General features: G+C 73.1%; 20 protein-coding genes, 1 tRNA gene and 1 pseudogene. 6 read left to right on the forward strand and 16 right to left on the reverse strand.

Translation table 11 applies throughout. The features are described from left to right. Positions 1 to 160: 160 nt before the first annotated feature. On the reverse strand, positions 161 to 799 hold the full coding sequence (locus tag ACIP64_RS14640) for a TetR/AcrR family transcriptional regulator (protein WP_401585731.1): 639 nt from the start codon (positions 797 to 799) through the stop codon (positions 161 to 163). A gap of 132 nt (positions 800 to 931) precedes the next feature. Between ACIP64_RS14640 and ACIP64_RS14645 the strand changes: the two genes are divergently transcribed. From ACIP64_RS14645 to ACIP64_RS14655, 3 genes are all read left to right on the forward strand, one after another. Further along, positions 932 to 1465: a carboxymuconolactone decarboxylase family protein gene (locus ACIP64_RS14645; protein ID WP_401585733.1), complete on the forward strand. Its 534-nt coding sequence runs from the start codon at positions 932 to 934 to the stop codon at positions 1463 to 1465. Positions 1466 to 1607: 142 nt separating this feature from the next. Continuing rightward, complete coding sequence (locus tag ACIP64_RS14650) at positions 1608 to 2258, forward strand: nitroreductase family protein (protein WP_401585735.1); 651 nt, start codon at positions 1608 to 1610, stop codon at positions 2256 to 2258. Positions 2259 to 2894: 636 nt separating this feature from the next. Further along, positions 2895 to 4181: an MFS transporter gene (locus ACIP64_RS14655; protein ID WP_401585738.1), complete on the forward strand. Its 1287-nt coding sequence runs from the start codon at positions 2895 to 2897 to the stop codon at positions 4179 to 4181. Positions 4182 to 4226: 45 nt separating this feature from the next. Here ACIP64_RS14655 and ACIP64_RS14660 read toward each other — a convergent pair whose 3' ends face one another. From ACIP64_RS14660 to ACIP64_RS14685, 6 genes and pseudogenes are all read right to left on the reverse strand, one after another. Continuing rightward, the gene (locus tag ACIP64_RS14660) at positions 4227 to 4457 is read right to left on the reverse strand and encodes a hypothetical protein (RefSeq protein WP_401585741.1); all 231 of its coding nucleotides are present in this window, start codon (positions 4455 to 4457) and stop codon (positions 4227 to 4229) included. Between the two features lie 106 nt (positions 4458 to 4563). Next, positions 4564 to 4680: pseudogene (locus ACIP64_RS14665) on the reverse strand (pilus assembly protein); the annotation flags it as partial. Positions 4681 to 4804: 124 nt separating this feature from the next. Next, a tRNA-Trp gene (locus tag ACIP64_RS14670) sits at positions 4805 to 4879 on the reverse strand. 75 nt (positions 4880 to 4954) lie between these two features. Then, positions 4955 to 5491 carry a hypothetical protein gene (locus tag ACIP64_RS14675; RefSeq protein WP_401585744.1) on the reverse strand — a complete coding sequence of 179 codons (537 nt, stop codon included), beginning with the start codon at positions 5489 to 5491 and terminating at the stop codon, positions 4955 to 4957. Then, entirely contained in the window at positions 5484 to 5783 is a 300-nt protein-coding gene (locus ACIP64_RS14680) for an ATP-dependent Clp protease adaptor ClpS (protein ID WP_401585746.1), read from the reverse strand. The genes ACIP64_RS14675 and ACIP64_RS14680 overlap by 8 nt, the downstream gene beginning before the upstream one ends. Positions 5784 to 5900: 117 nt before the next feature. Continuing rightward, complete coding sequence (locus ACIP64_RS14685) at positions 5901 to 6551, reverse strand: LAETG motif-containing sortase-dependent surface protein (protein WP_401585748.1); 651 nt, start codon at positions 6549 to 6551, stop codon at positions 5901 to 5903. Positions 6552 to 6992: 441 nt separating this feature from the next. Here ACIP64_RS14685 and ACIP64_RS14690 point away from each other — a divergent pair, with 441 nt between their 5' ends. After that, positions 6993 to 7220 (forward strand): DUF6480 family protein, encoded by a 228-nt coding sequence (locus tag ACIP64_RS14690; RefSeq protein ID WP_360908556.1) that lies wholly within the window; start codon positions 6993 to 6995, stop codon positions 7218 to 7220. A gap of 26 nt (positions 7221 to 7246) precedes the next feature. Here ACIP64_RS14690 and hemC read toward each other — a convergent pair whose 3' ends face one another. Both hemC and ACIP64_RS14700 read right to left on the reverse strand, forming a co-directional pair. Beyond that, positions 7247 to 8182, reverse strand: a complete 936-nt coding sequence (gene hemC, locus ACIP64_RS14695) for a hydroxymethylbilane synthase (RefSeq protein WP_401585752.1) — start codon at positions 8180 to 8182, stop codon at positions 7247 to 7249. A 105-nt stretch (positions 8183 to 8287) separates the two neighbouring features. Beyond that, entirely contained in the window at positions 8288 to 8998 is a 711-nt protein-coding gene (locus ACIP64_RS14700; RefSeq protein WP_401585754.1) for a TetR family transcriptional regulator, read from the reverse strand. 177 nt (positions 8999 to 9175) lie between these two features. On the opposite strand from ACIP64_RS14700, the gene ACIP64_RS14705 reads away from it, so the two are divergent. Further along, positions 9176 to 10633: an aldehyde dehydrogenase gene (locus ACIP64_RS14705; RefSeq protein WP_401585757.1), complete on the forward strand. Its 1458-nt coding sequence runs from the start codon at positions 9176 to 9178 to the stop codon at positions 10631 to 10633. Here the strand turns inward: ACIP64_RS14705 and ACIP64_RS14710 are convergent. After that, positions 10620 to 11909 (reverse strand): amidohydrolase, encoded by a 1290-nt coding sequence (locus ACIP64_RS14710; protein ID WP_401585760.1) that lies wholly within the window; start codon positions 11907 to 11909, stop codon positions 10620 to 10622. The genes ACIP64_RS14705 and ACIP64_RS14710 overlap by 14 nt on opposite strands. Positions 11910 to 12090: 181 nt before the next feature. On the opposite strand from ACIP64_RS14710, the gene ACIP64_RS14715 reads away from it, so the two are divergent. Next, entirely contained in the window at positions 12091 to 12270 is a 180-nt protein-coding gene (locus ACIP64_RS14715) for a thiazolylpeptide-type bacteriocin (RefSeq protein WP_319659509.1), read from the forward strand. Positions 12271 to 12341: 71 nt separating this feature from the next. Here ACIP64_RS14715 and ACIP64_RS14720 read toward each other — a convergent pair whose 3' ends face one another. From ACIP64_RS14720 to ACIP64_RS14745, 6 genes are all read right to left on the reverse strand, one after another. Then, complete coding sequence (locus tag ACIP64_RS14720; protein ID WP_401585763.1) at positions 12342 to 14273, reverse strand: TOMM precursor leader peptide-binding protein; 1932 nt, start codon at positions 14271 to 14273, stop codon at positions 12342 to 12344. Next, entirely contained in the window at positions 14270 to 15031 is a 762-nt protein-coding gene (locus ACIP64_RS14725; protein WP_401585766.1) for an ABC transporter permease, read from the reverse strand. Before ACIP64_RS14725 ends, ACIP64_RS14720 begins: the two co-directional genes overlap by 4 nt. Positions 15032 to 15033: 2 nt before the next feature. Further along, complete coding sequence (locus tag ACIP64_RS14730) at positions 15034 to 15948, reverse strand: ABC transporter ATP-binding protein (RefSeq protein ID WP_401586500.1); 915 nt, start codon at positions 15946 to 15948, stop codon at positions 15034 to 15036. A gap of 1346 nt (positions 15949 to 17294) precedes the next feature. Further along, entirely contained in the window at positions 17295 to 18371 is a 1077-nt protein-coding gene (locus ACIP64_RS14735; protein WP_401585768.1) for a lantibiotic dehydratase C-terminal domain-containing protein, read from the reverse strand. After that, a complete protein-coding gene (locus ACIP64_RS14740; protein WP_401585771.1) occupies positions 18368 to 21136 on the reverse strand; it encodes a lantibiotic dehydratase in 2769 nt (922 codons plus the stop codon). Before ACIP64_RS14740 ends, ACIP64_RS14735 begins: the two co-directional genes overlap by 4 nt. After that, positions 21133 to 22776 (reverse strand): nitroreductase family protein, encoded by a 1644-nt coding sequence (locus ACIP64_RS14745; protein ID WP_401585774.1) that lies wholly within the window; start codon positions 22774 to 22776, stop codon positions 21133 to 21135. The genes ACIP64_RS14740 and ACIP64_RS14745 overlap by 4 nt, the downstream gene beginning before the upstream one ends. Positions 22777 to 22805 lie beyond the last annotated feature (29 nt).

Consider the following 22805-nt stretch of genomic DNA (forward strand, 5'->3'; position numbering starts at 1 on the left):
GTCCTCGCCCTCCCACAACGTGCACAAGAGCACCGTCAGGGTCGTCAGGCCCGCTACGCTGCCGCCCGACTGCGTCAGCGTCTACCGACGCCGCGGCCTTACCGACCTCGTCACGAGACGTTCACACTCCAGAACACGAGGCCCGGGCTTCGTGTCAGGTTCACACGACTTGGTCTGACGTTGTGTAAGCGCGAAGCTGCTCGACCGCGGCATACAGCGCGTCACGCAATGGCGCTACGTCGCGGGCGATCTGCGCGAGGAGGCTGCCTCCCTGGTAGGCGGCGATCAACATGTGAGCGAGTCGCTCCGGATCCGCCGACGCGTCGAGTCGTCCTTCATGTTGCATCCGCTCGAGCCCCGCTCGGAAGATGTCCCGCCATTCGGCGAAGACACGAATGAGGTCGTCGCGGACATCCAGATCGGTCTTGACGATCTCGCTCGCGAGGGATCCGAGGCTGCAGCCGTTCTCGAACGGGCGACCGGAGACGACGTAGAACTCCGCCCACTCCTGGTACGCCTCGATCGTATCGAAGCCGGCGAACCGTTCGCTTCGGTGGAAGCCGAGCACGCTGTCGGCCTGCCAGTCGATGACGGCGCGCACCAGGCTCTCCTTGTTCGGGAAGTAGTGGCTCAGCTGCGAGCCGCTGACCCCCGCTGCTCTTCGCACCAGCTCGTTGTTCGTCGCGTGGACCCCCCGCGTGTAGATCAAGTCCGCAGCGTGCTCGAGGATGCGACCTCGCGTCGCCAGCCCCTTGCCTGTGCGCCCCCGAACATCACGCGATCCATCGTCCATCTGCATGACACCACCCTACCCACGGATTGGGCTCAGCGACCCAACGGGCACGGATTGGGCTTGACAGCCCATTCTGGGTCGCGTTCACTGTGACTGGGCTGAGCAGCCCAGACTGATACCGCCCGGAGGGCCACCACCATGTCTCGTCTCACCACGCCCGAGCTCACCGACGTCGACGCCAAGACGCAGGGCACGCTCGACGCCATCGCCGAGCAGTTCGGCTTCGCTCCGGGCATGTTCACCATGCTCGCTGCCAACCCCAGCGTCCTCGAGATCGTGATGGGCCTGCAGGGCGGCATCGCGAAGCTCCTCGACGCGAAGACCCGCCACACGATCGCGCTGGCCACGTCGCACTCCAACAACTGCGACTACTGCTCTGCGCTGCACGGATACACCTCCGCGAACTTCGGAGGCATGTCCACCGAGGAGATCGAACTGGCCCGTACTGGCGGCTCCACCGATCCCAAGCGCGCCGCCGTCGCTCACTTCTCCCAGCAGGTGATCGAGACCCGCGGTCAGGTGGGTGACGAGGCCATCGCCGCGGTCCGCGAGGCCGGGTACTCGGACCCCGAGATCCAGGCGATCGTCACCGTCGTGGTCGTCACGCTGCTCACGAACTACCTCAACAACGTCAACGACACCGTCGTCGACATCCCCGGTGCCGGCGCGTAACCAGCGATGTCGCGACCGCGTCGACCGGCACGCAGGTCACCCCAATGAGAGCGACGTTCACCACGCACCGACGTGACTCCAGGGCCCCGGAACCGACTCCTGACCCCATCCCATCTTCCCGACAACGAAACGAAAGCCGATCATGGATCTCGAAAACCTGATCACCAAGCACCTCACCCGCTACTTCGACCCGAACAAGAAGATCCCGGAAGAGACCTTCCAGCTCCTGCTGCGCTACCTACGCACCTCGCCGACGACGGTCAACATCCAGCCGAACCACTTCCATGTGCTGGAGACGCAGGCCGGTAAGGACAAGCTTGCGGACGCTCTCGTCGGCCGCTTCGCGGACAACGCGGAGAAGGTGCGGAACGCGTCGCACGCGATCGTATTCACGACCCGCAAGACCATTCCCGACGAGCACTTGCAGGAGATCTTCGCGAAGGAGCGCGCGGACGGTCGCTTCCCGGACCCGGAGATCCAGAAGGGATGGGAGACCGGAGCGTCCGACTTCGTGGAGATCCAATCGGAAAACTATGGCGGCGACGTGCTCCATTGGTTGGAGAAGAACACGTACCTCGTGGTCGGCGCGACCATGATGGCCGCCGCTTCTCTCGGAGTCGCCGCCACCCCGCTGGAAGGGTTCGACCGCGCGACGATCAACGAAGCGTTCGGCCTCACCGACACCGACTTCACCACGACGCTGCTCGTCGTGCTCGGGTACCCGGACGAGACGCGCGTCTCCCGCCAGCCGGTCTCGCGCTTCGACGCCGAGAAGATCTTCACCCACATATGACGAACTGAGCGGGTGCGCGACGCGGTTGCCTGCGATGTTGATGGCCAAGGACGCCACTGGAACCTGCAGCGCATCAGTGGTTGCCGGACCGTGCATCCCCGTCGCGGTCCGGTAACCGCGTTGCTGGCCTCGCAGGCCCGGTCCGCCGGCGGACGCCAGGGCCTGCGATTGGAGGACTTCGGTGATGGCGTACTCGGTGCGCGCGTCCATCGAGACGTCGTAGGCCCTGGTGACCTGCTGAACCCGAGCGATGGCTCTGCGGACGCCTGAGACGCTGCCGGCGGTGTGCTCGATGGCCATCCAGTCGCGGTAGAGGACTTCGGCGGACCGCCCGCCCAGGCAGTACGAGGCCTTGCTGTAAGAATGGCCGGCCTCGAGCCCCGCATACGCCCCGCAGCGACGATCGCGCTGTTCAGAGGAACCACGGCTCCGCTGTTCGTTTCCGGGCGCTGTTCCTCTACGCTCCAGGAAGTCATCAACTACCGCATGACTTCTGCCCGGTGACGGAGTCGGCGTGGGGTGCGCGTCCCCGCTCCGCGCCACACTGGACGGCTTCAGGCGCAGCCACGGGTCGGCACATCCGGACGCCGACGACCCCGTGTGGCGCGTCCCGCCGGGCGGCGAAAGGGATGCGTCGTGCCTTCGGCGTCGGCGAACTACCGTACTCTGCTGCGCACTCCGGGTGCCGCGGCCTTCTTCCTTCCGGCCGCTGTCGGACGCTTGGGCATCGCCATGACGGGGATCGGCATCGTCTGGCTGGTGCACGCACGCACCGGGTCGTATGCCGCAGCCGGTCTCGTCACTGGCGGCTTCGCTGTCGCGGACGCTGTCGCCGGTCCTCAAATCGGACGCCTCGTCGACCGGTTCGGGCAGAGCCGGGTACTTCTCGGCGCCCTGGGCGCCCATGCCGGGGCCGTGGCACTGCTGCTCGCCGGCGCCGTTCCGAATGTCGTCGCCGGAGTGCTCGTCGGGGCGACGCTGCCTCAGCTCGGTGCCCTGTCCGCCGCCCGCTGGTCCGCCCTTCTGTCCGGTGAACGGGCTGCCGCGCTGCCCACCGCCTTCGCACTGGAAGCCCTCGCCAACGGAGTGTCCTACCTGGCGGGACCGGCCCTGGTGAGCGTCCTCGGTGCGGCGGGCCACCCGGGTGCCGGGGTACTGCTGGCCGCCGCTCTCGTCGTCGGCGGCGGGTTCGTCCTCGCCGTCCAGCGCCGCACCACGCCGCCCCTCAGCGACCACGCCGAACGCCGACACGCCGGACGCGCCCTGCTCCGCTCCGCATTCCTGCGTCAGGTCGCGCTCGGCCTCGCGCTCGGGGTGTTCTTCGGCGCGACGCAGGTGTCCGTTGCCGCGTATGCCGTCGGACGCGGCACACCGGACGAGGCAGCGCTGCTGTATTGCGCCTCCAACTGCACCAACCTGGTCGGCGGTTGGGCCTACGGAGCACGGCGTCGCGGCGGCTCTCTCCCACACCACCAAGCCGCAGCCGCCGCCTGCCTCACCCTCGCGAGCCTCCCGTTGGCGTTCCTCGACGCCCCCCTGGCCGTTGGCGCCACCCTCGCCCTGACCGGGCTCGCCGTGCCGGTCCTCCTGATTCTCACCTCCGTTCTCACCGAGTCGTCGGTCCCCCGTGCCGTTCTCACCCAGGCATTCACTTGGGGCAACTCCGCAAGCGCGGCGGGAGTAGCGGGAGCCGCGGCGGTCGCGGGACGGGTGGTGGACGCGGGCGGTGCCCACGGCGGTTTCGGTGTGGCGGCGGGGGCCGCGGTGATGATGGCGGTCCTGGCGCTCAGTGGTCTGCGGGGCTCATCGCCGGACGCTGCGAGGCCCTCCGCGCTGACGCAAGCCGTTGGGCCCGGCGCAGGGAACCGGGAGGCGTCGGCTGACGCCTCCGCGAGAACACGAAGGGGCTCCTGCCACCGTTGATCGACGGCGGCAGGAGCCCCTTGGGTCGTGCTGGCTAGAATGCCCCTAATGTGCCGTCTGGTTCGCGTCGTATCGCGGCAAGCATCTGGTGGTCCAGGCTGCTGCGGCGGCCCGGGCGGCTACTGGGTCGACGCGGATCGCCATGCCGGTGATCGCCGCGGCCGGGTCGAGGGCCTGCCCGCCGGCGCGGGCGGCCTCCAGCGCGAGGGCATCGGCTCGCTCCGTCGCGGACAGTTTGCCTCCGCCGCCCAGGACCAGGCCTGTGATGGCCGGCAACGCGACGGTGCACCGGCGGGGAACACCGCGATCCCGCCGCGCTCACCGTGGGCCCGTCCATGAGCCCGTTCTGTTCCGGCTCGTGGGGTGCACGTGGTGGTGTCCATCAGTGCCGCCTCGCGCGGTGCGCGTCAACGACGCCGGTGAACATGCTGGTCAGGGTCTTGGCTCCGGGAGCTCCGGGCAGCAGCAGATCCGACAGGTCGACGGTGCAGGAGACCGAGGGATGGGGCGAGCGTTCGCTTCGGGACGTCAGTCAGGTCTTGCCCGTGGTGGTGCCCGCTCGGACGCCGACGGGGCTCCCGGCGGTTCCGGCGCCGCAGAGGGCATGCGGTGCGCCGCTTCTGCAGGGGCGGCAGGATTCGAACCTGCGGCGTGCGGGTTTGGAGTCCGCTGCTCTGGCCGGGCTGAGCTACGCCCCTCGGTGCGCTCACTGTGGCACGGGAGCGCACCGGTGGGCCAAGGATTTACCGCCGCCTCCCGGTGGCCGCGTCCAATTACGGGCGTCCCGTGTCGCGTTCGTCGAGGGCGTCCATGAACTGCGCCATCAGCGATCCGACGAGCAGTCCCTCAGGGCCGAAGCCGGGCGGTGCGACGACGTCGGGCTCGCGCAGGTAGCTGCCCGGGACGTCGAGTGGCTGGCCGTCGCCGACCGCGATGCCGTCGAGTTCGGCCGCCCGCACGGCGACGTAGAGGCGGTTGAGCCATTCCAGCCACAGGTCCGCCGCCTCGTCGTCGAGCCGGGCGTGGACCACGGGGCCCGATGCCGCGAGGACGTCCGTGACGGAGCAGTCGGAGTCCGCGACGCGGTCGGCCACCCGGCCGCGCAGCGACTCGGCGGCGGCGTCGGCCTCCCAGCGCCGCAGCGGGTCGTCGGCCGCGTCCTGGGTGAGTTCGACGAGGTGGTCCGGCCCCTGCACGGGGCTCGGCGCGGCGGCGACGCGGTCGGCCAGCCGGAGAAGGGTGCGCGGCAGCGGCTGCCGCAGGGCGACGAGGATCGTGTCGCCGTCGCAGGTGAAGACGGAGTCAGCCATGCCGCACCGTCGCCCACAGGCTCGCCGCCATCAGGCGTGCGGCGACGACCTCGCACGCGTCGCGGTCGCCGTTGAAGACGGCCGTCCGGCCCTCGGCGTGGGCGAGCAGCATGAGCCGGCGCGCCTCGTCCTCGCTGACCGACAGGACGCGGACGAGGACACGGACCACGTATCCCATGAGGTTGACCGGGTCGTTCCACAGCAGCACCGCCCACGAGGACGGCGTGACGGTGTCGGCGTGTTCGTCGAGTGCCGTTCCTGAGGCGGGGGCGGACTGGGTCGGGGTGGTCACGGTGTCCTTCGGTCCTTCCGGGACGGGTCGGGGCGGCCGGAACAGCAACCGGGTGCCGGTCCTCCGTGCGGAGGAGCCGGCACCCGGGCCTATGAACGAGGTGTCGTGCGGGGCTCGTCAGTGACGGGCGGCGCGACGCTTGCGGTTCGCGAAGAGCAGACCGCCACCGGCGAGCAGCGCGACAGCCGCGGCACCGGCGAGGAGCGGGGTGGAGCTGGAAGCACCCGTCTCGGCGAGATCGGCGGCGGGCGAGGACTCGCCACCGGCCGGGGAGGGTGCCGCCTCAGAGGCACTCTGGCTCGCCTCGACGGTCGGGGTCGCGCTCGGCGCGGGCGACTCCGTGGTCGGGCTGGCCGACGGGGTCGCGCTCTGCGACGGGGTCTCCGGAGTCTGCGGGGGCGTGCCCTCGCAGGCGGGAGCGGTCTTCGTGTCGCTGAACGAGTACTGCTGGCCGTCGCCGGCCTTGACGACCAGGCTGACCTGAACCGCGCTGGTGTGCGGGGGCAGGGTCAGGTGCTCCTTCTTGAACGACGAGCCAAAGGTCTCGGTCGGCAGAAGGTCCTTGCCGTCCACGGTGATGGTCACCGTGTTCTCCACGCGGCCGTTGTAGGCCTCGAGGTCGACGATCGTCACCTCGGAGCAGCTCACCTCCCAGTTGGGGGTGTGCGCCGAGGCGGGCGCGGCGCAGAGGCCGAGCCCGATGATGCTGGTTGCTGCGGCCGCTATGAGCACGCCGGGGCGCGGCCGGAATCGGGGGGATTGGGTCACTGGATCTCCAGGCTGTCGTTATCCGATGCCATTGGCGCGCAGATTACTCTGTCGCGCCACACGTCCCTCAGGCGCCCCATAGGTTGACTTCCGTCAACTGTCGTGATGCCCGGCTCGCGTGTTTTCCGGTTTTCGGAGCGGCCTGCGCGGAATACGCCCGTTGCGTGAGGACTCGTCCGTGCCGCAGCCGGGCCCGGACGCGGCGCGCGCCGACAGGCCGCTCTCCGCGCGGGGTTGACCCCTCGACAGCGGACGGGGGCCCGCGGCGTACGGGGCGGCCGTCCAGTGGAATCCGCAGGTCATCGCCACCGCGACGGGCACGGTCCCGCCGCGCGGCCTACCATCGAAGGACAGGGGGGAGCGCGGCAGGGCCGCCGTCCCCGGGCGGGCCCGGGACGCCGCGGTCATCCGCACACCGGGAGCACATCGGGAGTGATAGGCATGGCGACCACGAACGACGGCCCCAAGCTCGCCCCGCAACTGCGGCCGCACCGTGAAGGCGTGCCGCCCACGCCCACTCCCCCGTGCGAGGGCAGCACCACGGCCGGTATCTCCTACACCGAGCCGCCGGAGGTGCGAACGGCGTGGGAGGTCGTCTCCCTCTTCCTGATCTTCGCCGTGGCGGCCCTCATCGCCGTCGGGCTGATCGCCCGGGTGGTGGCGCTGTAGCCGTTCCCTGACGGTACGTCAGCCTCTCAATGGGGGATGCTGTCGATCACTTCGCGCGCCCCCTGCCGCAGCAGGGCGACCGCGACCGAAGTGCCCAGTGTGGCGGGGTCCAGCGGGCCCGCCCATTCGTGGGCGTCCAGGACGGTCTTGCCGTCGGGCGAGAAGACGCGGGCGCGCAGGGAGAGGCGGCCGTCGCGCTCCGCGCGGGCGTAGCCGGCGATGGGGCTGTTGCAGTGGCCCTGGAGGACGTGGAGGAGCATGCGTTCCGCGGTGGTCTCGCGGTGGGTGTCGGGGTCGCCGAGGTCGCTGACGGCGTCGATGGTGGCGGAGTCGTCCTCGCGGCACTGAAGGGCCAGGACGCCCGCGCCGATGGGCGGGATCATCGCCTCGACGGGCAGGATCTCCGTGATGGCGCCGGTGCGGCCGATGCGTTCGAGGCCGGCGACGGCGAGCAGGAGCGCGTCGGCGTCGCCCTGCTCCAGCTTCTCCAGGCGGCGGTTGGCGTTGCCCCGCAGCGGTACGCAGGTCAACTGGGGGTGCGAGGCCGCCAGTTGCGCGACGCGCCGGACGGACGAGGTGCCGATCCGGGTGCCGTCGGGGAGCGCGTCCAGGGTGAGGCCGCCGGGGTGCACGAGGGCGTCGCGGATGTCGTCGCGCTTGAGGAACGCGGCGAAGACGGTGCCCGCCGGGAGCGGGCGGTCGGCGGGGATGTCCTTCACGCAGTGCACGGCGAGATCGGCCCGGCCCTCCAGGAGCGCGGCGTCGACCTCCTTGGTGAACGCGCCCTTGCCGCCGAGCCGGCCGAGGTCGCCCATCCAGCGGTCGCCCGAGGTCGTCACGGGCACGACCTCGATGGCGATGCCGGGATGGAGCGCGGTCAGTTCGGCGCGGACCCGCTCGACCTGGGCGAGGGCCATGGGTGAGGAGCGGGAGACGATGCGGATGAGGTCAGGGACGGCCATGTGCCCACGGTACGGCGGCGGAGGCCGGCCCGGGCAACCGGGGCGAAGCCGCCACCCAGGGTGACGAATCCGGCTAAGCTGCGCGAGCCCGCGGCGGCCGGGCCCTCAGGGCGTCGCGTGCCCGCACAGGAGGCCCTTGAGGGCGGCGTGCAGCATGGTGCCGAGTGACTCGCCGAAGTTGACACGGGCCTCGGCGAGGCAGGGGTCCCCGGTGGCCTCGACGACCGCGGCCGAGGGGTTGGCGAACGGCCAGAGCCCGGCGGTCAGCACGACGGAGATCCGGGTCAGTTCCATCGCCGCGGGCTCGTCCAGGCCGGGCAGCCGGTCGCCCGCCATGCGGGCCAGCCGGGCGCGGTGGTCCGCCTCCCGGAGCTTGAACGCGCGGACGGACTCGACCGAGACGTTGCGCTCCAGGACCGCGGCCAGGATGCTCCACAGCTCGCACAGCAGCGGCCGGCGGGCGAGCGAGCCGGCCCAGGCCCGGGCGAGCGCGCCGGACGCGACGGGCGGCCCGTCCGGCCCCGGCACGGGCGGCAGTTCGTCCTCCAGGGCGTCGAGCCACTCGCCGATGGAGCGGTCGAGGAGTTCGAGGAAGACCGCCTCGCGGGTCTCGAAGTAGCGCACAACGTTGGACTTGGAGAGCCCGACGCGGCGGCTGAGTTCGCGCAGGCTGACCTCGGACGCGGGCATTTCGCGGAGCAGCGCCCCGGCGGCGTCGAGGATCGCCTCGCGGCGCTGCTCGCGCTGCTCCGGGCGGCGGGCGCGCTGGAACGCGGCGGTGCCCTGGTCCTGGTCCTGGGTCTCGGTCTGCGTCACGGTTCCGGTCCCCCTCTCCTCGGGCTTCCTCCGGCCGGTGTGGCCACCGTTACATCGTAACGGACCGCCGGAACTTTATTAACGGCCCAGCGGTCTGTTAACGTGGAGCACATAAGAGCCCACCGTCCCGTTATTTGGGACGGCTGCGGCGCACCCTCCCCTCAGGAGCGAACTCCCATGACCGCAACCCCGTCCGCCACCTCCTTCGACCGGCTGTTCATCGGCGGCCGCTGGACCGCCCCCGCCGGCGACGGCACCATCGAGGTCCGCTCGCCGCACGACGGGCGCCTGGTCGGCGTCGTCCCCGAGGCCGTCCCCGCCGATGTCGACCGGGCCGTGGCCGCCGCCCGCGAGGCCTTCGACCACGGGCCCTGGCCGCTGACGACGCCCGCCGAGCGCCGCGCGGTGATCAGCCGCTTCAACGAACTGCACACCGCGCGCGGCGAGGAGCTGGCCGCGCTCGTCACCGCCGAGAACGGCTCGCCCCTGTGGTTCACCCACTGGCTGCACAACGGCGGCATCGCCGAGCAGACGGCCGCGTACCTGCGGGCCTCGGAGGCGTTCGGCTGGGAGGAGGAACTGCCCTCCGCCGGCGCCGGCCGCACCCTGGTGCGGCGCGAGGCAGTCGGCGTCGTCGCCGCGGTCATCCCGTGGAACGCGCCGCACCAGTCGGCGCTGGCGAAGGTCGTCCCGGCGCTGCTCGCGGGGTGCACCGTGATCCTCAAGGCCGCGCCCGAGACCGCGGTGGACGCCCTGGTGCTCGGCGAGCTGTTCACGGAGGCCGGGCTGCCCGAGGGCGTGCTGAGCATCCTGCCCGCCGGGCGCGAGACCAGCGCGTACCTGGTCGCGCACCCCGGCGTGGACAAGATCGCGTTCACCGGCTCCACCGCGGCCGGCCGCGCGATCGCCTCCGTCGCCGGCGAGCAGCTCAAGCGCGTCAGCCTGGAACTGGGCGGCAAGTCCGCGGCCGTCGTCCTGGAGGACGCGGACCTCGCCACCGTCGCCGAGGGGCTGAAGTCGGCCTCGTTCGGCAACAACGGCGAGGCCTGCATCGCCCACACCCGCATCCTCGCGCCGCGCTCGCGGTACGAGGAGGTCGTCGCGGCGGTGGCGTCGATGATGGAGGGCATCACCGTCGGCGACCCCTCCGACCCGGCCACCTATCTCGGCCCGATGGTCCGCGCCGACCAGCAGGCGCGCGTGCGGTCGTACATCGACCTCGGGATTGAGGAGGGCGCCCGCCTGGTGACCGGCGGCCCCGGCATGCCGGAGGGCCTGGAGGACGGCTACTACGTGCGGCCCACGCTCTTCGCGGACGTCGACAACTCCATGCGCATCGCGCAGGAGGAGATCTTCGGCCCGGTCCTGGTCGTGATCCCCTTCGACGACGAGGACGACGCGGTGCGCATCGCCAACGACTCCCCGTACGGCCTCAGCGGCGGGGTGTGGACGGCGGACACCGAGCGCGGGCTCGCCGTGGCGCGGCGCATCCGCACCGGGACGTTCTCCGTCAACGGCGGTTTCGGCGGCTTCGACGGTCCGTTCGGCGGCTACAAGACCAGCGGCATCGGACGCGAGTTCGGTGCCGCGGGCCTCGGCCAGTACGTCGAGCAGAAGACCATCAGCGCGGCGTGACCCCGGGGCCGAGGAACGCCAGGGCGGCCGCCGTCAGGGCGGTGATGCCCGCGGGGACGGCCAGCCGCGGGTCGGTGCGGAAGTCCGGGGCGTGGTTCGGGGGCAGCGCCGCCATCTTCTCGGCGGCGCTGCCCCCGGGGGTCCCCGCCCACTGGCGGGGGCCGGTGCAGCCGAACATCCAGTAGGCGGTCCGGATACCGGGGACGCCGTGCAGAGCGGCCCCGGCGGGTCCGAACAGCGGGAAGTCCTCGGTGGCCGTCGACGCGGGCCACAGCGCCACGCGCCGTTCGCCGAGGGCCTGTTCGTGGGCGCGGCGCACCGTCTCCGCGGCCCCGGCGTCCGGGACGGTGGGAGGCGACTGGGCCAGCACCCGGACCGACGGCTCGCGCGGGCACCAAGAGGCCGCGCACTCGGCGGTGGCGATGCGCCGCACGGCGGACTCCACGCGGTCGAGGGCGGCATCGGTGAAGGCCCGCACCGAGACCTCCAGCGTCGCGCGGTCCGGGACGATGTTGCCCCGGACGCCGGCGTGCAGGGAGCCGACGGTGAGCACGACCTGCTCGGCCGGTGCGGTCTCCCGGGACACCACGGTCTGCAGCCGCAGCACGATCGCCGCGGCGGCGACGACCGGGTCCACCGCCAGATGCGGGGCGGCCGCGTGCCCGCCGGAGCCGTGCACGACCACCTCCAGCAGGCGGCTGCCCGCCAGCACCGGCCCGTGCGCGGGGGCGTGGGCGGCCATCCCGGCCGGCAGGGGCGCGGCGTGCTGGGCGAGCACGGCGTCGGGGGTGGCGAACCGCTCGTACAGGCCGTCCTCCAGCAGGGCGCGGGCGCCGCTCAGGGTCTCCTCGGCGGGCTGGCCGACGACCATGAGCGTGCCCGACCAGTGGGCCGCGGCGCCCGCCAGCAGGTCCGCGGTGCCCGTCAGGCAGGCGAGGTGCAGGTCGTGGCCGCAGGCGTGCATGACGCCGGGGCGCTCGCTGGCCCATGCGAGGCCGGTGCTCTCCTGCACGGGCAGCGCGTCGAGTTCGGCGCGGAGCATGACCACGGGTCCGGGGCGGTTGCGCAGCAGGCCCACCACGCCGTGCCCGCCGACGCCGCCGGCGGTCTCGTAGCCGGCGGCGGTCAGGCGGGCGGCGACGCGGGCCGCCGTGCGCTCCTCGGCGCCGGAGAGCTCGGGGTGGCGGTGGATGTCGAGATGGTCCTCGACGGCCGCGCGCAGCACGCCGGGCAGGCCGTCGAGGACCGCGGTGGTGGCGGGGGCGGTGGGGTGCACGCCGGGCTCCTTGAGGAAGACGTAGAGCTGAAGGGACCTGACAGCGAGGTGACAGCGGGACGTGGGCGGATCTGCCAGTGGGGGTCGTTAGAAATGACTCCGGTACAGCGCACGGGTGTTCGCTCGTCCCACCCGGGCCTGGGCCGCCGCTCCCGCCACGTTCACGTTGAGGAGGACCACCATGTCGCCGCAGCCGAAGTCCCTCGCGTCGCTTGCCGACGAGATCCTGGAGCTCGAGTCCGAGACCTTCGAGATCACCGACTACTCCGACGCCAGCGAGGTCATGCTGGGCTCGTCCACCAGCTGCAGCAGCACCAGCACCTGCAGCAGCACCACCAGCACCACCAGCTGCACGGCCTGACCCGGCCCTCGGCCCCCTGCCCGGCGGTTCGCGCCGCCGGGCAGGGGGCTTCGCCGTGCCCGCCCCGGCGATCAGGGGAACGGGTGCGGCACGCGGCGCAGTTCGGCGCCGGCGAGGTCGGTCTCCCGCAGCCCGGCCCGGCGGAAGGCCGTACGCAACCGGGGCATGCGCAGGGCGCGTTGCCGGGACCAGCCGAAGTCGATCGGCAGCAGGCCGGGCACCAGCGTGCACACCGTCCGCAGGCCCATGCGCGCCTGTTCGGGTGTGGTCTGGTCGACGGCGATGACGTCGAAGCCCGCCCCGGCGAGCAGGTCCCGGCACAGCGCGACGTCGTCGCGGAGGTCGCCGGTGCGCGGGCGCATCCGCTCCCATTCGGTGTGCAGCTCCCGCAGCGGCCGTACGGCGGCCGGTTCGAGGTAGCTCGCGGCATGCCGGGCCATATCGGGCAGCCCGAACAGCGCCGCGTGGTCGGGCAGCCGGCGCACGAGGCTGAAGTCCTCTGCCATGGCGGCCAGTTCGTCCGGGCGTTCGCGGACCTGCCCGGGCAGGTGCGGGATGTAGGTGAGGATCTCGGAGACGGCGGACTCCACGGCCGTCTCCGGGTCGAAGGCGGCACCCGCGGCGAACGCCAGGGTGCCGGGGCCGCCGTCGCGGCGGACCGCAAGTCCGGTGGCGACCGGCACCGGCAGGTCGACGCGGTTGTCGAAGACGTGCACGTCGTAGCCCTGGAGCGCCGCCCGGTCGACCATGGCGCGGGTCGTGCCGCGGGCGAGCGACCCGAGGTCGATCTCGGTCAGCGGCGCGTTGCCGTACCATCCGAGCAGGAAGGCGTCGCGCTCGATGAGTTCGAGCAGCCCGAACAGGATCGCCTCCTCCAGGCAGCTGCCGATGGCGCAGCCGTTGGAGCACTCGAAAACGAAGTTGTCGGCGGCCAGGCCCGCGCTGTAGTGCACCAGGCGGGCCGGGACGAGGACGGGCCGTTCGTCGCGCAGCGACCAGCCCTCCACCCAGGGGATCGGCCGGTCGGGGGCGAACGGGCTGAGCAGAGGGTCGTCGCGGTAGGTCTCCGGCGCGTACAGGCCGCACTCGCGCGGGTCGAGGGCGCGGTCCCCGAGGGTGTCCCAGGCGGCGGTGATGAGTGGCGCGCGGCGCCGGCGGTGGGTGCCCGCGTAGCGTTCCAGGCCCTCCAGGAAGGCCAGGTCGCGGCTGGCCCGGAAGGAGTTGGCCTGGCCGCTCCAGGTGACGTCGGTCAGGCCCGCGTAGCCGCGCATGAAGACGCTGCCCGCGACCGGCGCGGTGGTCGGGGACTTGACGTCGGTCCAGGTCGCGGCGCCGAGCACACCGCAGACCGGGTTGGCGAGGGCCTGGGCGGGGAGTTCGTACGAGCGCGGGGAGCGCAGGCGGTAGGCGTCCGGCGCGGGCTTGGGGCGGGGGACGGTGCCGATCGGCGCCGGCACCGCCTCGTCGGCCGGGGCGCAGTGCGGGCACAGCGGTTCGCGCAGCAGCGGCACCGCCGCGACCTGGAGGGTGGCCAGGTCGAGCCGGACGACGCGGGGCAGGGGCCCGTCGGCGCGGCGGGCTGACGCGGCGGCGTACAGGGACGCCACGGCGTCGACGACGTACTCCGGCAGCACCGGCCACCGCCCCGCCGCGCCCGCGGAGGTGCCGGTCTCCCAGGCCTCGCGCTCGGAGCGGGTGCGCAGCCGCTGCCAGCGCATCGCCAGGCACTGTCCGCAGGCGTCCTCGGCGGGGTCGGTGCCGCCGAACGGGCCGATGAGGACGGCGTCGTGGGCGAGGTGGACGCGGGCGCCGGGCCGGCGGTCCCCGTGGGGGTCGCGGCCGGGGTTGAGGGTGTCGACGGCGCCGAGCGGCACCACGTCCGGGACGGCCGCGGGCAGGCGGGCGGCGAGGGCGTCCCGCAGGGCGCGGGCCGCGGTGTCGGTGGGCGTGCCGGGCAGGTCCGGCGGCGGGGCCGCGGGCGCGGCGGCGGGTTCGGCGGTCATCCCCGGTTGCTCCAGCGGAAGATCCGGGCCGCGACGAGCGCGAACAGGACGGCGAAGCCGACGAGTCCGGCGCAGGCGAGGCCGAGGTCGGAGGCGCTGCCGTGGTGGGTCTGCGAGAGCACGCCCAGGATGCCGTCGTTGAAGTAGCGCAGCGGCAGGGCGAGCGCGATGTCCCGCAGCCAGCCGGGCATCAGGTCGCTGGGGTAGAACGACCCGGACAGGAACGCCATCGGCACCATGATGCAGTTGGCGATGGCGGCGACGGCCTCGGGCGTGTTGGCGAGGCTGCCGACGACCAGTCCCAGCGCCATGAACGTGGTGATGCCGAGGACCAGCACCGGGATCACCAGCGGCCAACCGGAGGCGAGTTTCAGCCCGAACAGCGGCAGCAGGGCGACGCCGACGAACAGCGCGGCCTGCACCAGGCCCACGCCGATGGCGATGGCGTAGCGGGAGGCCAGCACGGACGGCAGCGAGGTGGGCGTGCGCCAGATCAGCCGGAGGATGTCGTCGCGGCGCCAGTGCATCATCGTGAACGCCACGCCGAACATGGCCGCGTTGCCGACGCCCCAGGACAGCACGCCGGGCGCGATGTAGTTGATGTACGGGGGGCCGCCGTCCTCGACGGTCTGGCCCTTGAAGATCAGCCCGAACACGACGAGGAAGATCAGCGGGAAGGCGAAGGTGAAGAAGACGGTGGTCTGGTCCCTGACGTAGGCGCGGTAGTTGGCCTTGGTCAGTGCTGCGTACGCGCTCACGGTCAGTGCTCCGATCCGGTCAGGGCGAGGTAGGCGTCCTCAAGGGTCGCGGTGCGGGTCTGCACCGCGTCCGGTCCCGCGATGTCGTTCACGGCGACGATGACCTGTCCGGCCACGCGGGTCTCCATGACCACCTCGCCGCCCTCGACCTCGGCGCGGTCCACGCCCTCGATGGCGCGGGCGCGTTCGACGGTGATGCGGTCGGCGGGGACCAGGACCCGCGTGGGGGCCTTCAGGGAGCGGACCAGGTTGGCGGGCGTGTCGAGCGCGATGACCTTGCCGGCCGACATGATCGCGACACGGTCGCAGAGCGCCTCGGCCTCGTCCAGGTGGTGGGTGGTGTGGACGATGGTGCGTCCCTCGCGCTTCAGCTCGCGCAGCACGGTCCACAGCGAGCGGCGGGCCTCGGGGTCGAGGGCGGCGGTGGGCTCGTCCAGCATGATGAGTTCGGGGTCGTGGACGAGCGCGGTGGCGATGGCGAGCCGCTGGCGCTGGCCCCCGGAGAGGTTGTCGACGCGGGTGCGGGGCTGCGCGGACAGGCCCACCAGGTCCAGGGCGCGGACGGCGGCCTCGGGGCCGAGGCCGTAGAGGACGGCGACGGTCTCCAGGTGCTCCAGGGCGGTGAGCCGGGTGAAGAACGCGGAGGCCTGGGTCTGGACGCCCAGGCGCCGCAGCAGCGCGGTGTTGCGCGGCCACGGGGAGGCACCGAGGACCGAGACGGTGCCGCTGTCGGCGCGGCGCAGTCCCTCGACCATCTCGATGAGGGTGGTCTTCCCCGCGCCGTTCGGCCCGAGGATGCCGAAGAACTCGCCGCGGTGCACGGTGAACGACACCCCGTCCACGGCCTGGATTGGGCCGTAGCGTTTGTGCACGTCGTCGATCACCACGGCCTCGGGGGCCGTGTCCACTGCCGTCATCTGCCGTTCCCTTGCTGTGTGTGCCGTGTGGGGGTCGTCGCCGGAGGGGGTGGTGCTGGTGCCGGGGGGCGCGGCGGCGTCCGGTGCCGTCGGCTCCCCGTCCTGGGAGGTGTGCGCGGTACGCCTGGCGCGGGCGGCCAGGCCGAGCCGCCGGAGCACGGCGGCGGCCACGAGGAGGAGCACGGGGGCCGCGCCGGCCAGGGCACCGTACCGGTCGGCCAGCCACCGTCCGGCGGCGGCCAGGACGGCCGCGGCCGTGCCGGTGGTGAGGGCTCCGGCCAGCAGTCCGTAGAGCGTGTAGGCCGCCCGGGCCCGGCGCGGGTAGGCGTTCGTGCCCGGCCCGCGACCGAACCGTCCGGCCACGGCCTGGGCGAGGAAGGTGCGGCTGCCGGCGGCCAGTTGCCCGATGCCGAGGGCGTAGCCGAGCAGCTTGTAGCCGTCGAGCGGGGGCAGCGGGACGAGGTTGGCCAGCGCCACCGCGACGCCGAGGAGCAGCGTCCCGCCGAGGGCGTAGTGGGTGGGGCCGTCGTCCGGCGCCCAGGCCCACAGCGGCCAGAACGGCAGCAGGAAGACAAGGTTGGCCGCGGGTCCCGCGGCGGCGGTCGCCACCTGGTGGCGGCGCCTGGCGAAGAACGCCACGTCCTGCACGAGGCAGTACAGATAGGTGACGGGCAGCCGCCAGCGCAGCCCGATCTCCGCGACGGTGCCGCCGAAGGCCCGCCCCACCAGGCCGTGCGCGAGCTCGTGCAGGGCCAGGCTCACCCACAGCACGACGCCGACCGCCATCAGCAGCACGGGGCGCTGAGCGAGTTGGGTCACGTCGTGGACGAGGGTGCCCAGGCGCACGGACAGGTGGACGAGCATGCCGAGGACCAGGACCAGCAGTGTGCCCAGGAAGGCCGGGGTGCGGGCGAAGGCGGTGCGCCGGTGCAGGGTCTCGATGAGCGCGCCGGCGTCGGACGCCATGCGCACATGGCCGTTGAGCAGCGTGGACCTGCCGTCCTGCACGCGCGGGGCGGGGGCGGGCGCGGCCGGTTCCGGGAGCGGGCCGCCGTCCAGCAACCGGCGCGCGCCGAAGAGCCCGAGGATCTGCTGCCAGCGGGCGTCGTCGAGGCGGGCGCCGAACTCGTGGGCGTAGGCCTCGCCGATGGCGCCGAGGGTCTGTTCGCCGTCGAGCCGGGACAGGACGAAGAACTCCTTGTGCCGCAGCTCGAACCGGCGGCCGCCGACCGGGTCCTTGAGGGGGTGGACGGGCGTCGTGCCGCGCAGCACGGACGGCCCGATCAGCAGGTCGGGCCGCCGCCGCGGCCGCAGCCCGAGCAGGTCGGGCAGGTCCGGCGGTGCGGTCACCGCTCCCCCTCGGGCGTGCCGGTGCCCTCGCGCAGGGCGCGGGCGAGCACGTAGGCGAGGAACGCCTCGTCGCGAATGGTGACCGAGAGCCGGTTGTTGGTCATGTGCATGTATGGGGACATGAGCATCGCCAGCGCCCGGCCCGGCTCGGTGACCCCGAACTCCTCGTCGCCGCTCCAGGACCGGAAGACCAGCTCGCCACCGGCGGCCAGCTCCCGCACCCGGTCCGCCAGTTCACGGCAGTGCCGCGCCCAGCCGCGCAGGAAGCCGGGGAGTTCGTCCTCGGCGCCGGCGGCGACGGCGGACCGGACCCCGGCGAACCGGCGGCCGAGTTCGCTGCCCATGTCGCCGAAGGCGCGGTCGTAGCCCCTGCGGGCGGTGAACTCGGTCTCGGAGAACGCGCCGTCCCAGAAGGCGTGGTAGCGCTCCAGGAAGTGCGCCAGCTCCTCGTCGTCCGCCAGGAAGGAGGCCGACATGACCATCATGAGCTGCGCGGCCGTGCCCAGCAGGACGGTGCGCACATGCAGGTTCATCGTGCGCAGGGCCTCGACCACCAGCTCGCTGGAGCGCTGGAAGTGCCATTCGGCGAGCGCGACGCCCGCCGGGCCGCCGTACTTGCCGTACTCCGGCTCGTAGGGCTCCACGCCGGCGGAGTTGTTGTCCCGCAGGAGCATCCGCCCGTCCGGGCCGACCAGCCGGTCGCGCTGCTCGCGCGGGTACTCCAGCTCGAACAGCTGGTTGTACAGGTCGGCGAGGAAGCCCGCCTTGACCTCGTACAGGGCCGGGCGGGTGGCGAGGAAGTCCTGGACGGCCCGCAGCGCGCGCTCGCCGACCTCTTCGGCGACGGCCTCGGAGGACGGCTTCAGGCGCAGCCGCACGTGCGGTCCCTGGAGCCAGTAGTTGATGAAGAACCACCCCGACAGCAGCCCCTCGGACTCGAGTCCGGCGACCAGCGGCCGGACGCAGTCCAGCAGCAGCGGGCGCGGGCTGGCGGCGTAGAAGACGTGCAGTGCCTGCCATTCGCCGGGGGCGGCCCCGGTGGCGGCGGCACCTGTCTGCGCGGGTGAGGTCATGACCGCTCACCGTGTCCTTCCTCGTCGGGTACGGGGTGTGCCGGGGCGGCGGGGAACATCTCGACGGCGAGTTCGGCGACGTGCCGGCCGCGGGCGGTGCGGACGTGGAGGTCGTCCTCCGCCGGCAGCATCTCCTCCAGGACGACGCGTCCGGCGCGCTCCTTGAGCAGGCCCTCCAGGGCGACCAGGCTCAGGGGGCTGTCGAAGTCGACGTAGTGCGGCTTGGAGCCGCCGCCCGCCCAGCCGCCGCCCGCCGCGCCCCGCGGGGCGTGCACGGTGGCGAACACCCGGGCGGGGAGGCCGTGTTCGCGCCGCCAGCGCTGCCAGGCCAGGAACCAGCCGGAGTCGTCCTGCCCAGCGGGCCGGACGGGCAGGGCTGCGGCCTCGGCGGTCCAGCTGCGCCGGCTGAGCACCACGGACCCGTGCCGTACGCGGGGCCGGGCGGTGACCCCGCCGGTGGCGGGCGCCTCGGGCACGCCGGTCCACACGTCGAGGGCGGTCTTGGAGGTCGGGGAGAGCAGCAGCAGGGTGCGGGGGATCTCCGGGAGCACCATGGGCACCAGGTAGCCGAGGTAGAGCGGGAGGACCTCCTTGCCGAGCCGCCGGGAGCGCACGACGAGGCGGTCCTCGGCGGCGTCGTGCTCCACGTACAGGTCGTCCAGGTGGATGCGCTGCTCGGGCGGGGCGGAGCCGGTCTCGCCGGGACACAGGATCTGATAGTCCGTCATGCGTCCGTGGAGATTGAGGTTCGTGGTCGCCGAGCCCGCGGTGATCTCCGCGAAGACCGCGCCCTCCGGCTGCGCCGCGCGCAGGTCCGCCAGAAGTGCCGCCGACAGTCCCGGGGTGTCGCCCGCGGTGTCGAAGCAGTGGGTGAAGCGGGTGAAGGGGAAGCAGAGGCCGCCGTAGGAGCCGTTGAGGACGACGAGGGGGTCCTCCTCCCGGGCGGCGAGCTGGAGGAAGTGGCTCTGCGCGGCGAAGCCCTCGGCGAGCGGCAGGAGTTCGGCCGCGACCTCCGCCACGAACACCTCGTCCAGCCGCAGTTCCCCCGCGCCCGGTGGAAGGTCCTGCCACAGCGCGCGCATCCGGGTCACGAAGGCGGCGCGGGCCCGGTCCAGGGCGGCGATCTGGGGCAGCCCGAGCCAGTTCTCCTCCGGGGCGTGGCCCTGCGCGGGGTCGTGCGGGCCGCGTTGCGAGGTGAACAGCAGGTACTGCTCGAAGAGGTCCTCGTGGAAGTCGTGGACGAGGCGCAGCAGGTCGTCGCAGCGGCCCCCGCTGCCGTAACGGGCCAGGAAGAAGCCCTTGAACGTGAGCCGCTGCGCCAGGGAGACGTCGAAGGCGGGCAGGATGCGCGCCAGCGACCGCAGCGGGCCGGCGGCGAGCTCGGTCCAGGTGCGCGCGTCGGCGGTCACGGGTTCCGCGCCGGCTCGCGCGTCCTCGTACAGCAGCGTCTGCGGCAGGGTCGTGCCGGAAGCGCCGAGGGACTCCACGAGCGCGGGCAGGTCCCGCCTGAGACCCGCCAGCAGTTCGCGGCGGCGGGCGAGCGGCGCGGCGGCGTAGGCGTCGACGGCCGCGGCCACGCCGTCCAGGCGGGCGGCGACGTCCAGCGCCCAGGGGCGGCCGACATCGCGCAGCGCGGCCTGGAACGCCCGCACCGGGTCGGGGCTGTGCACGTCGGGGTAGAGGCCGTCGAGCTGCACCATGCCCAGTTGCAGCAGTGCCGACAGGTAGCGCTCGGCGTCCTCCTGACTGGCGTCGCGCTCGGTGGTCAGCCAGGACGTGAGGTCCCGGTGGCGCAGCCGGGGCCGCTCGCGCAGCAGGGCGAGCAGCCCTTCGAGCGCGCCGCTGCGGCGCAGGAAGAACAGCCGGTCGCGGGCGGCGTCGAAGCTGACGGGGGCGCTGTCGTCGCCGGCGGTCACCGACCGGCGGACGAAGCGCACCCGTTCGTCGTCCAGTTCCCAGCCCGAGGCCGGGCCGACGAGCAGGTCGCCGCGCCGTTCGGGGTCGGCCGCGACGGCCTCGGCGATGCGGCGCAGGACGACGACGTTGAGGCGGGCGTGCCCGGTCCAGCGCTCGGCGACCTCGATGCCGCCCGAAGGGTCCGCCTCCGGCCCGAACGCGCCGAGCGCGACGCCGGTGAAGGTGCTGAAGGGGCTGGTCTTGCAGGCCGTGCGGTACAGGTAGGCGAGCAGCGACCGCTCGATCTTGCGGCCGCGTTTGCCGGACGCGGACGCGTCGCCCCGGATGTACGCGTCGAGCTGCCCGTCGAGCGTCGGGGAGGCCAGCAGCAGGCCCAGGCGCAACTGGTCGGAGCCGGCGAGTCCGCGCAGTGCGTCGCGCCCGCGGGCGAACTCCTCCGCCAGCAACCCGGGCCCCTTGGCGTGCAGTTCGGCCAGGTTCCGGCGCTCATGCAGCCAGTCGGCCAGGTCGCGGCCCGCGGGACCGTCGAGGCGGGCGGCGAGGCCGAGCGCGGCGGGCACGTCCTGCGGGAGCCGGTTGTTGAACACGGCGCGCCGCAGGCGCAGCACCTCGCGGCGCATGACCTCGTCCTCGTTGCCGTCGACGACCGCGGCGAGCGGGTCGCTGAGGCGCGCGCCGAGTTCCCGCAGGCGGGCCTCCTCGGCCAGCACCTCGTCGGCCCAGCCGCGGGCGGCAGGGCTGCGCAGCGCTTCGGCCGCCTCCACGGGCAGGCCGGCCAGGCGCATCATGAAGCGCGGGGAGAGCGCCGCGGCGGGCACGAGCCCCGGCGGGGTGAGCGAGGTGGTCACCGGCCCTCGTCCTCCTGAGTCGGGCGCTGAGTGCGCTGCGCGGGGTCGTGGGCGAGGTCGTAGTGGAAGTCGGCCGGGCGCGGCCGCTCGTTGCCCACCAGCATCAGCAGCAGGGGCAGTTCGCCCGTCCCGGTCAGGCCCAGTTCCTCGGCGAAGGCCACGCTGTCGAAGCCGAGCGCCACGCCGCACGCGGTGCCGGAGGCGGCCGCGGCGGTGTAGACGGCCTGCGCGGCCGCCCCGATGGCGGCGCTGACCAGCCGGTAGCCGCGCTCGCCGACGGCGTCGAGCACGTGGTGGGTGCGGATCGCGGGGACGACGGCGGCGGCGGCCTGCTCCAGGTTGTAGTTGTTGAGGAAGTAGTGCGCCTGGAGGAAGGGCCCGGGTGCGCCCGGTTTGATCAGGCGCAGTTCGTCCGTGTCGGGGTCGAAGGCGTAGGTGCCCTGAGGCACGCCCTCGACGTGGTTGACGAAGACGTACAGCGACGCGAGCCGGGGCCCGCCGGGCGGGGTGGCGTCCGTGGTGAGTTCCGTTCCGGCCGCGGCGGCCCGCAGGGCGGCGGTGAGGTGGGCGGCCGACAGCGGCCGCAGGCCGGTGAACCGCCCGAAGCTGCTGCGCCGGGAGCGCAGGGCGCGGCGGACGCTCAGGTCCATGGGCGCCGCGGGCGGCAGCGGTACCCGTTCGCCGCCGGAGGGCACCGCGGGGGCGGCGGCTTCCGCCAGCGCGCCGGGCGCGGGGCGCTCCGCCGCGTGGCGGGTGGTGGCGCGGTGCACCGTGCGCACGGTGTCGAAGGCGATGACCCGGCGGGACCGCTCCTGCTCGGCGCGGTGGACACCGGCGGTGCGGGAGGCGGACGGGATGCCGTCGCGGGCGGGGACGGCGCCCTCCCAGCGCAGCGGCACGACCGCGAAGACGCCCTCGTCGTCCGCGTCCGCGCCGAGCAGCCGGCCCAGCCGCGGCTCGTCGAACCACAGGACGGGGTCGATCCGCAGGCCGCGGGCCCGCGCCCACATGCTCCAGGTCTGGAGCAGCGCGCCGAGGTCCATCGTCACCACGTGGTAGGCGAAGCTGTTGTACTTGAACGCGTTCTGCCAGAACTTGACGCCGAGGACGAGGAACTGGTCGGCGTCCCGGTGCAGTCCGGCGTCGCCGATCGCCGCCCTGACCTCCCCGGTGACGTCCCCGGTCAGCAGCCGCTGCACGGCGTGGTGCTGCGGCGAGTAGTGGTGGACGCCGGGGGTCAGCGGGCCCGAGGCACCGGAGACCCAGTGCACGCCCACGGGGTAGAGGCCGCCGCCCGAGGCCGTACCGCGCGACCAGTTGGCCTGGGTGTACATCGGCAGCGTTCCCAGGTCGGTGTTGGCCTGCACGGCGAGGCGGCGGCCGACCAGCCCGTAGGAGTCCCGGAGCATGCCGCCGAGCAGCGGCAGGGTGAAGGGTGCGTCGCCGGGCGGACCGGTCAGGCCGCGGCCGACGCCGGCGTCCTCGGGGAAGTCGCCGTCGGGCAGCGGGAAGCGCTCGGCCCCGGGGTAGAACTTCTCCTTCCGGGGGCGGTCCGCCCAGTCGGGCACGAAGTCGGCGGGCTCCATCGCGACCCGGCCGCGCCGCATCACCGCGGTCGCGTACTCATGGGTGTCCCCCATGTCCGTTCCTCTCTGTCCGTGGTCTGTCT

The organism is Streptomyces sp. NPDC088733, assembly GCF_044751185.1.
Classification (GTDB): Bacteria; Actinomycetota; Actinomycetes; order Streptomycetales; family Streptomycetaceae; genus Actinacidiphila.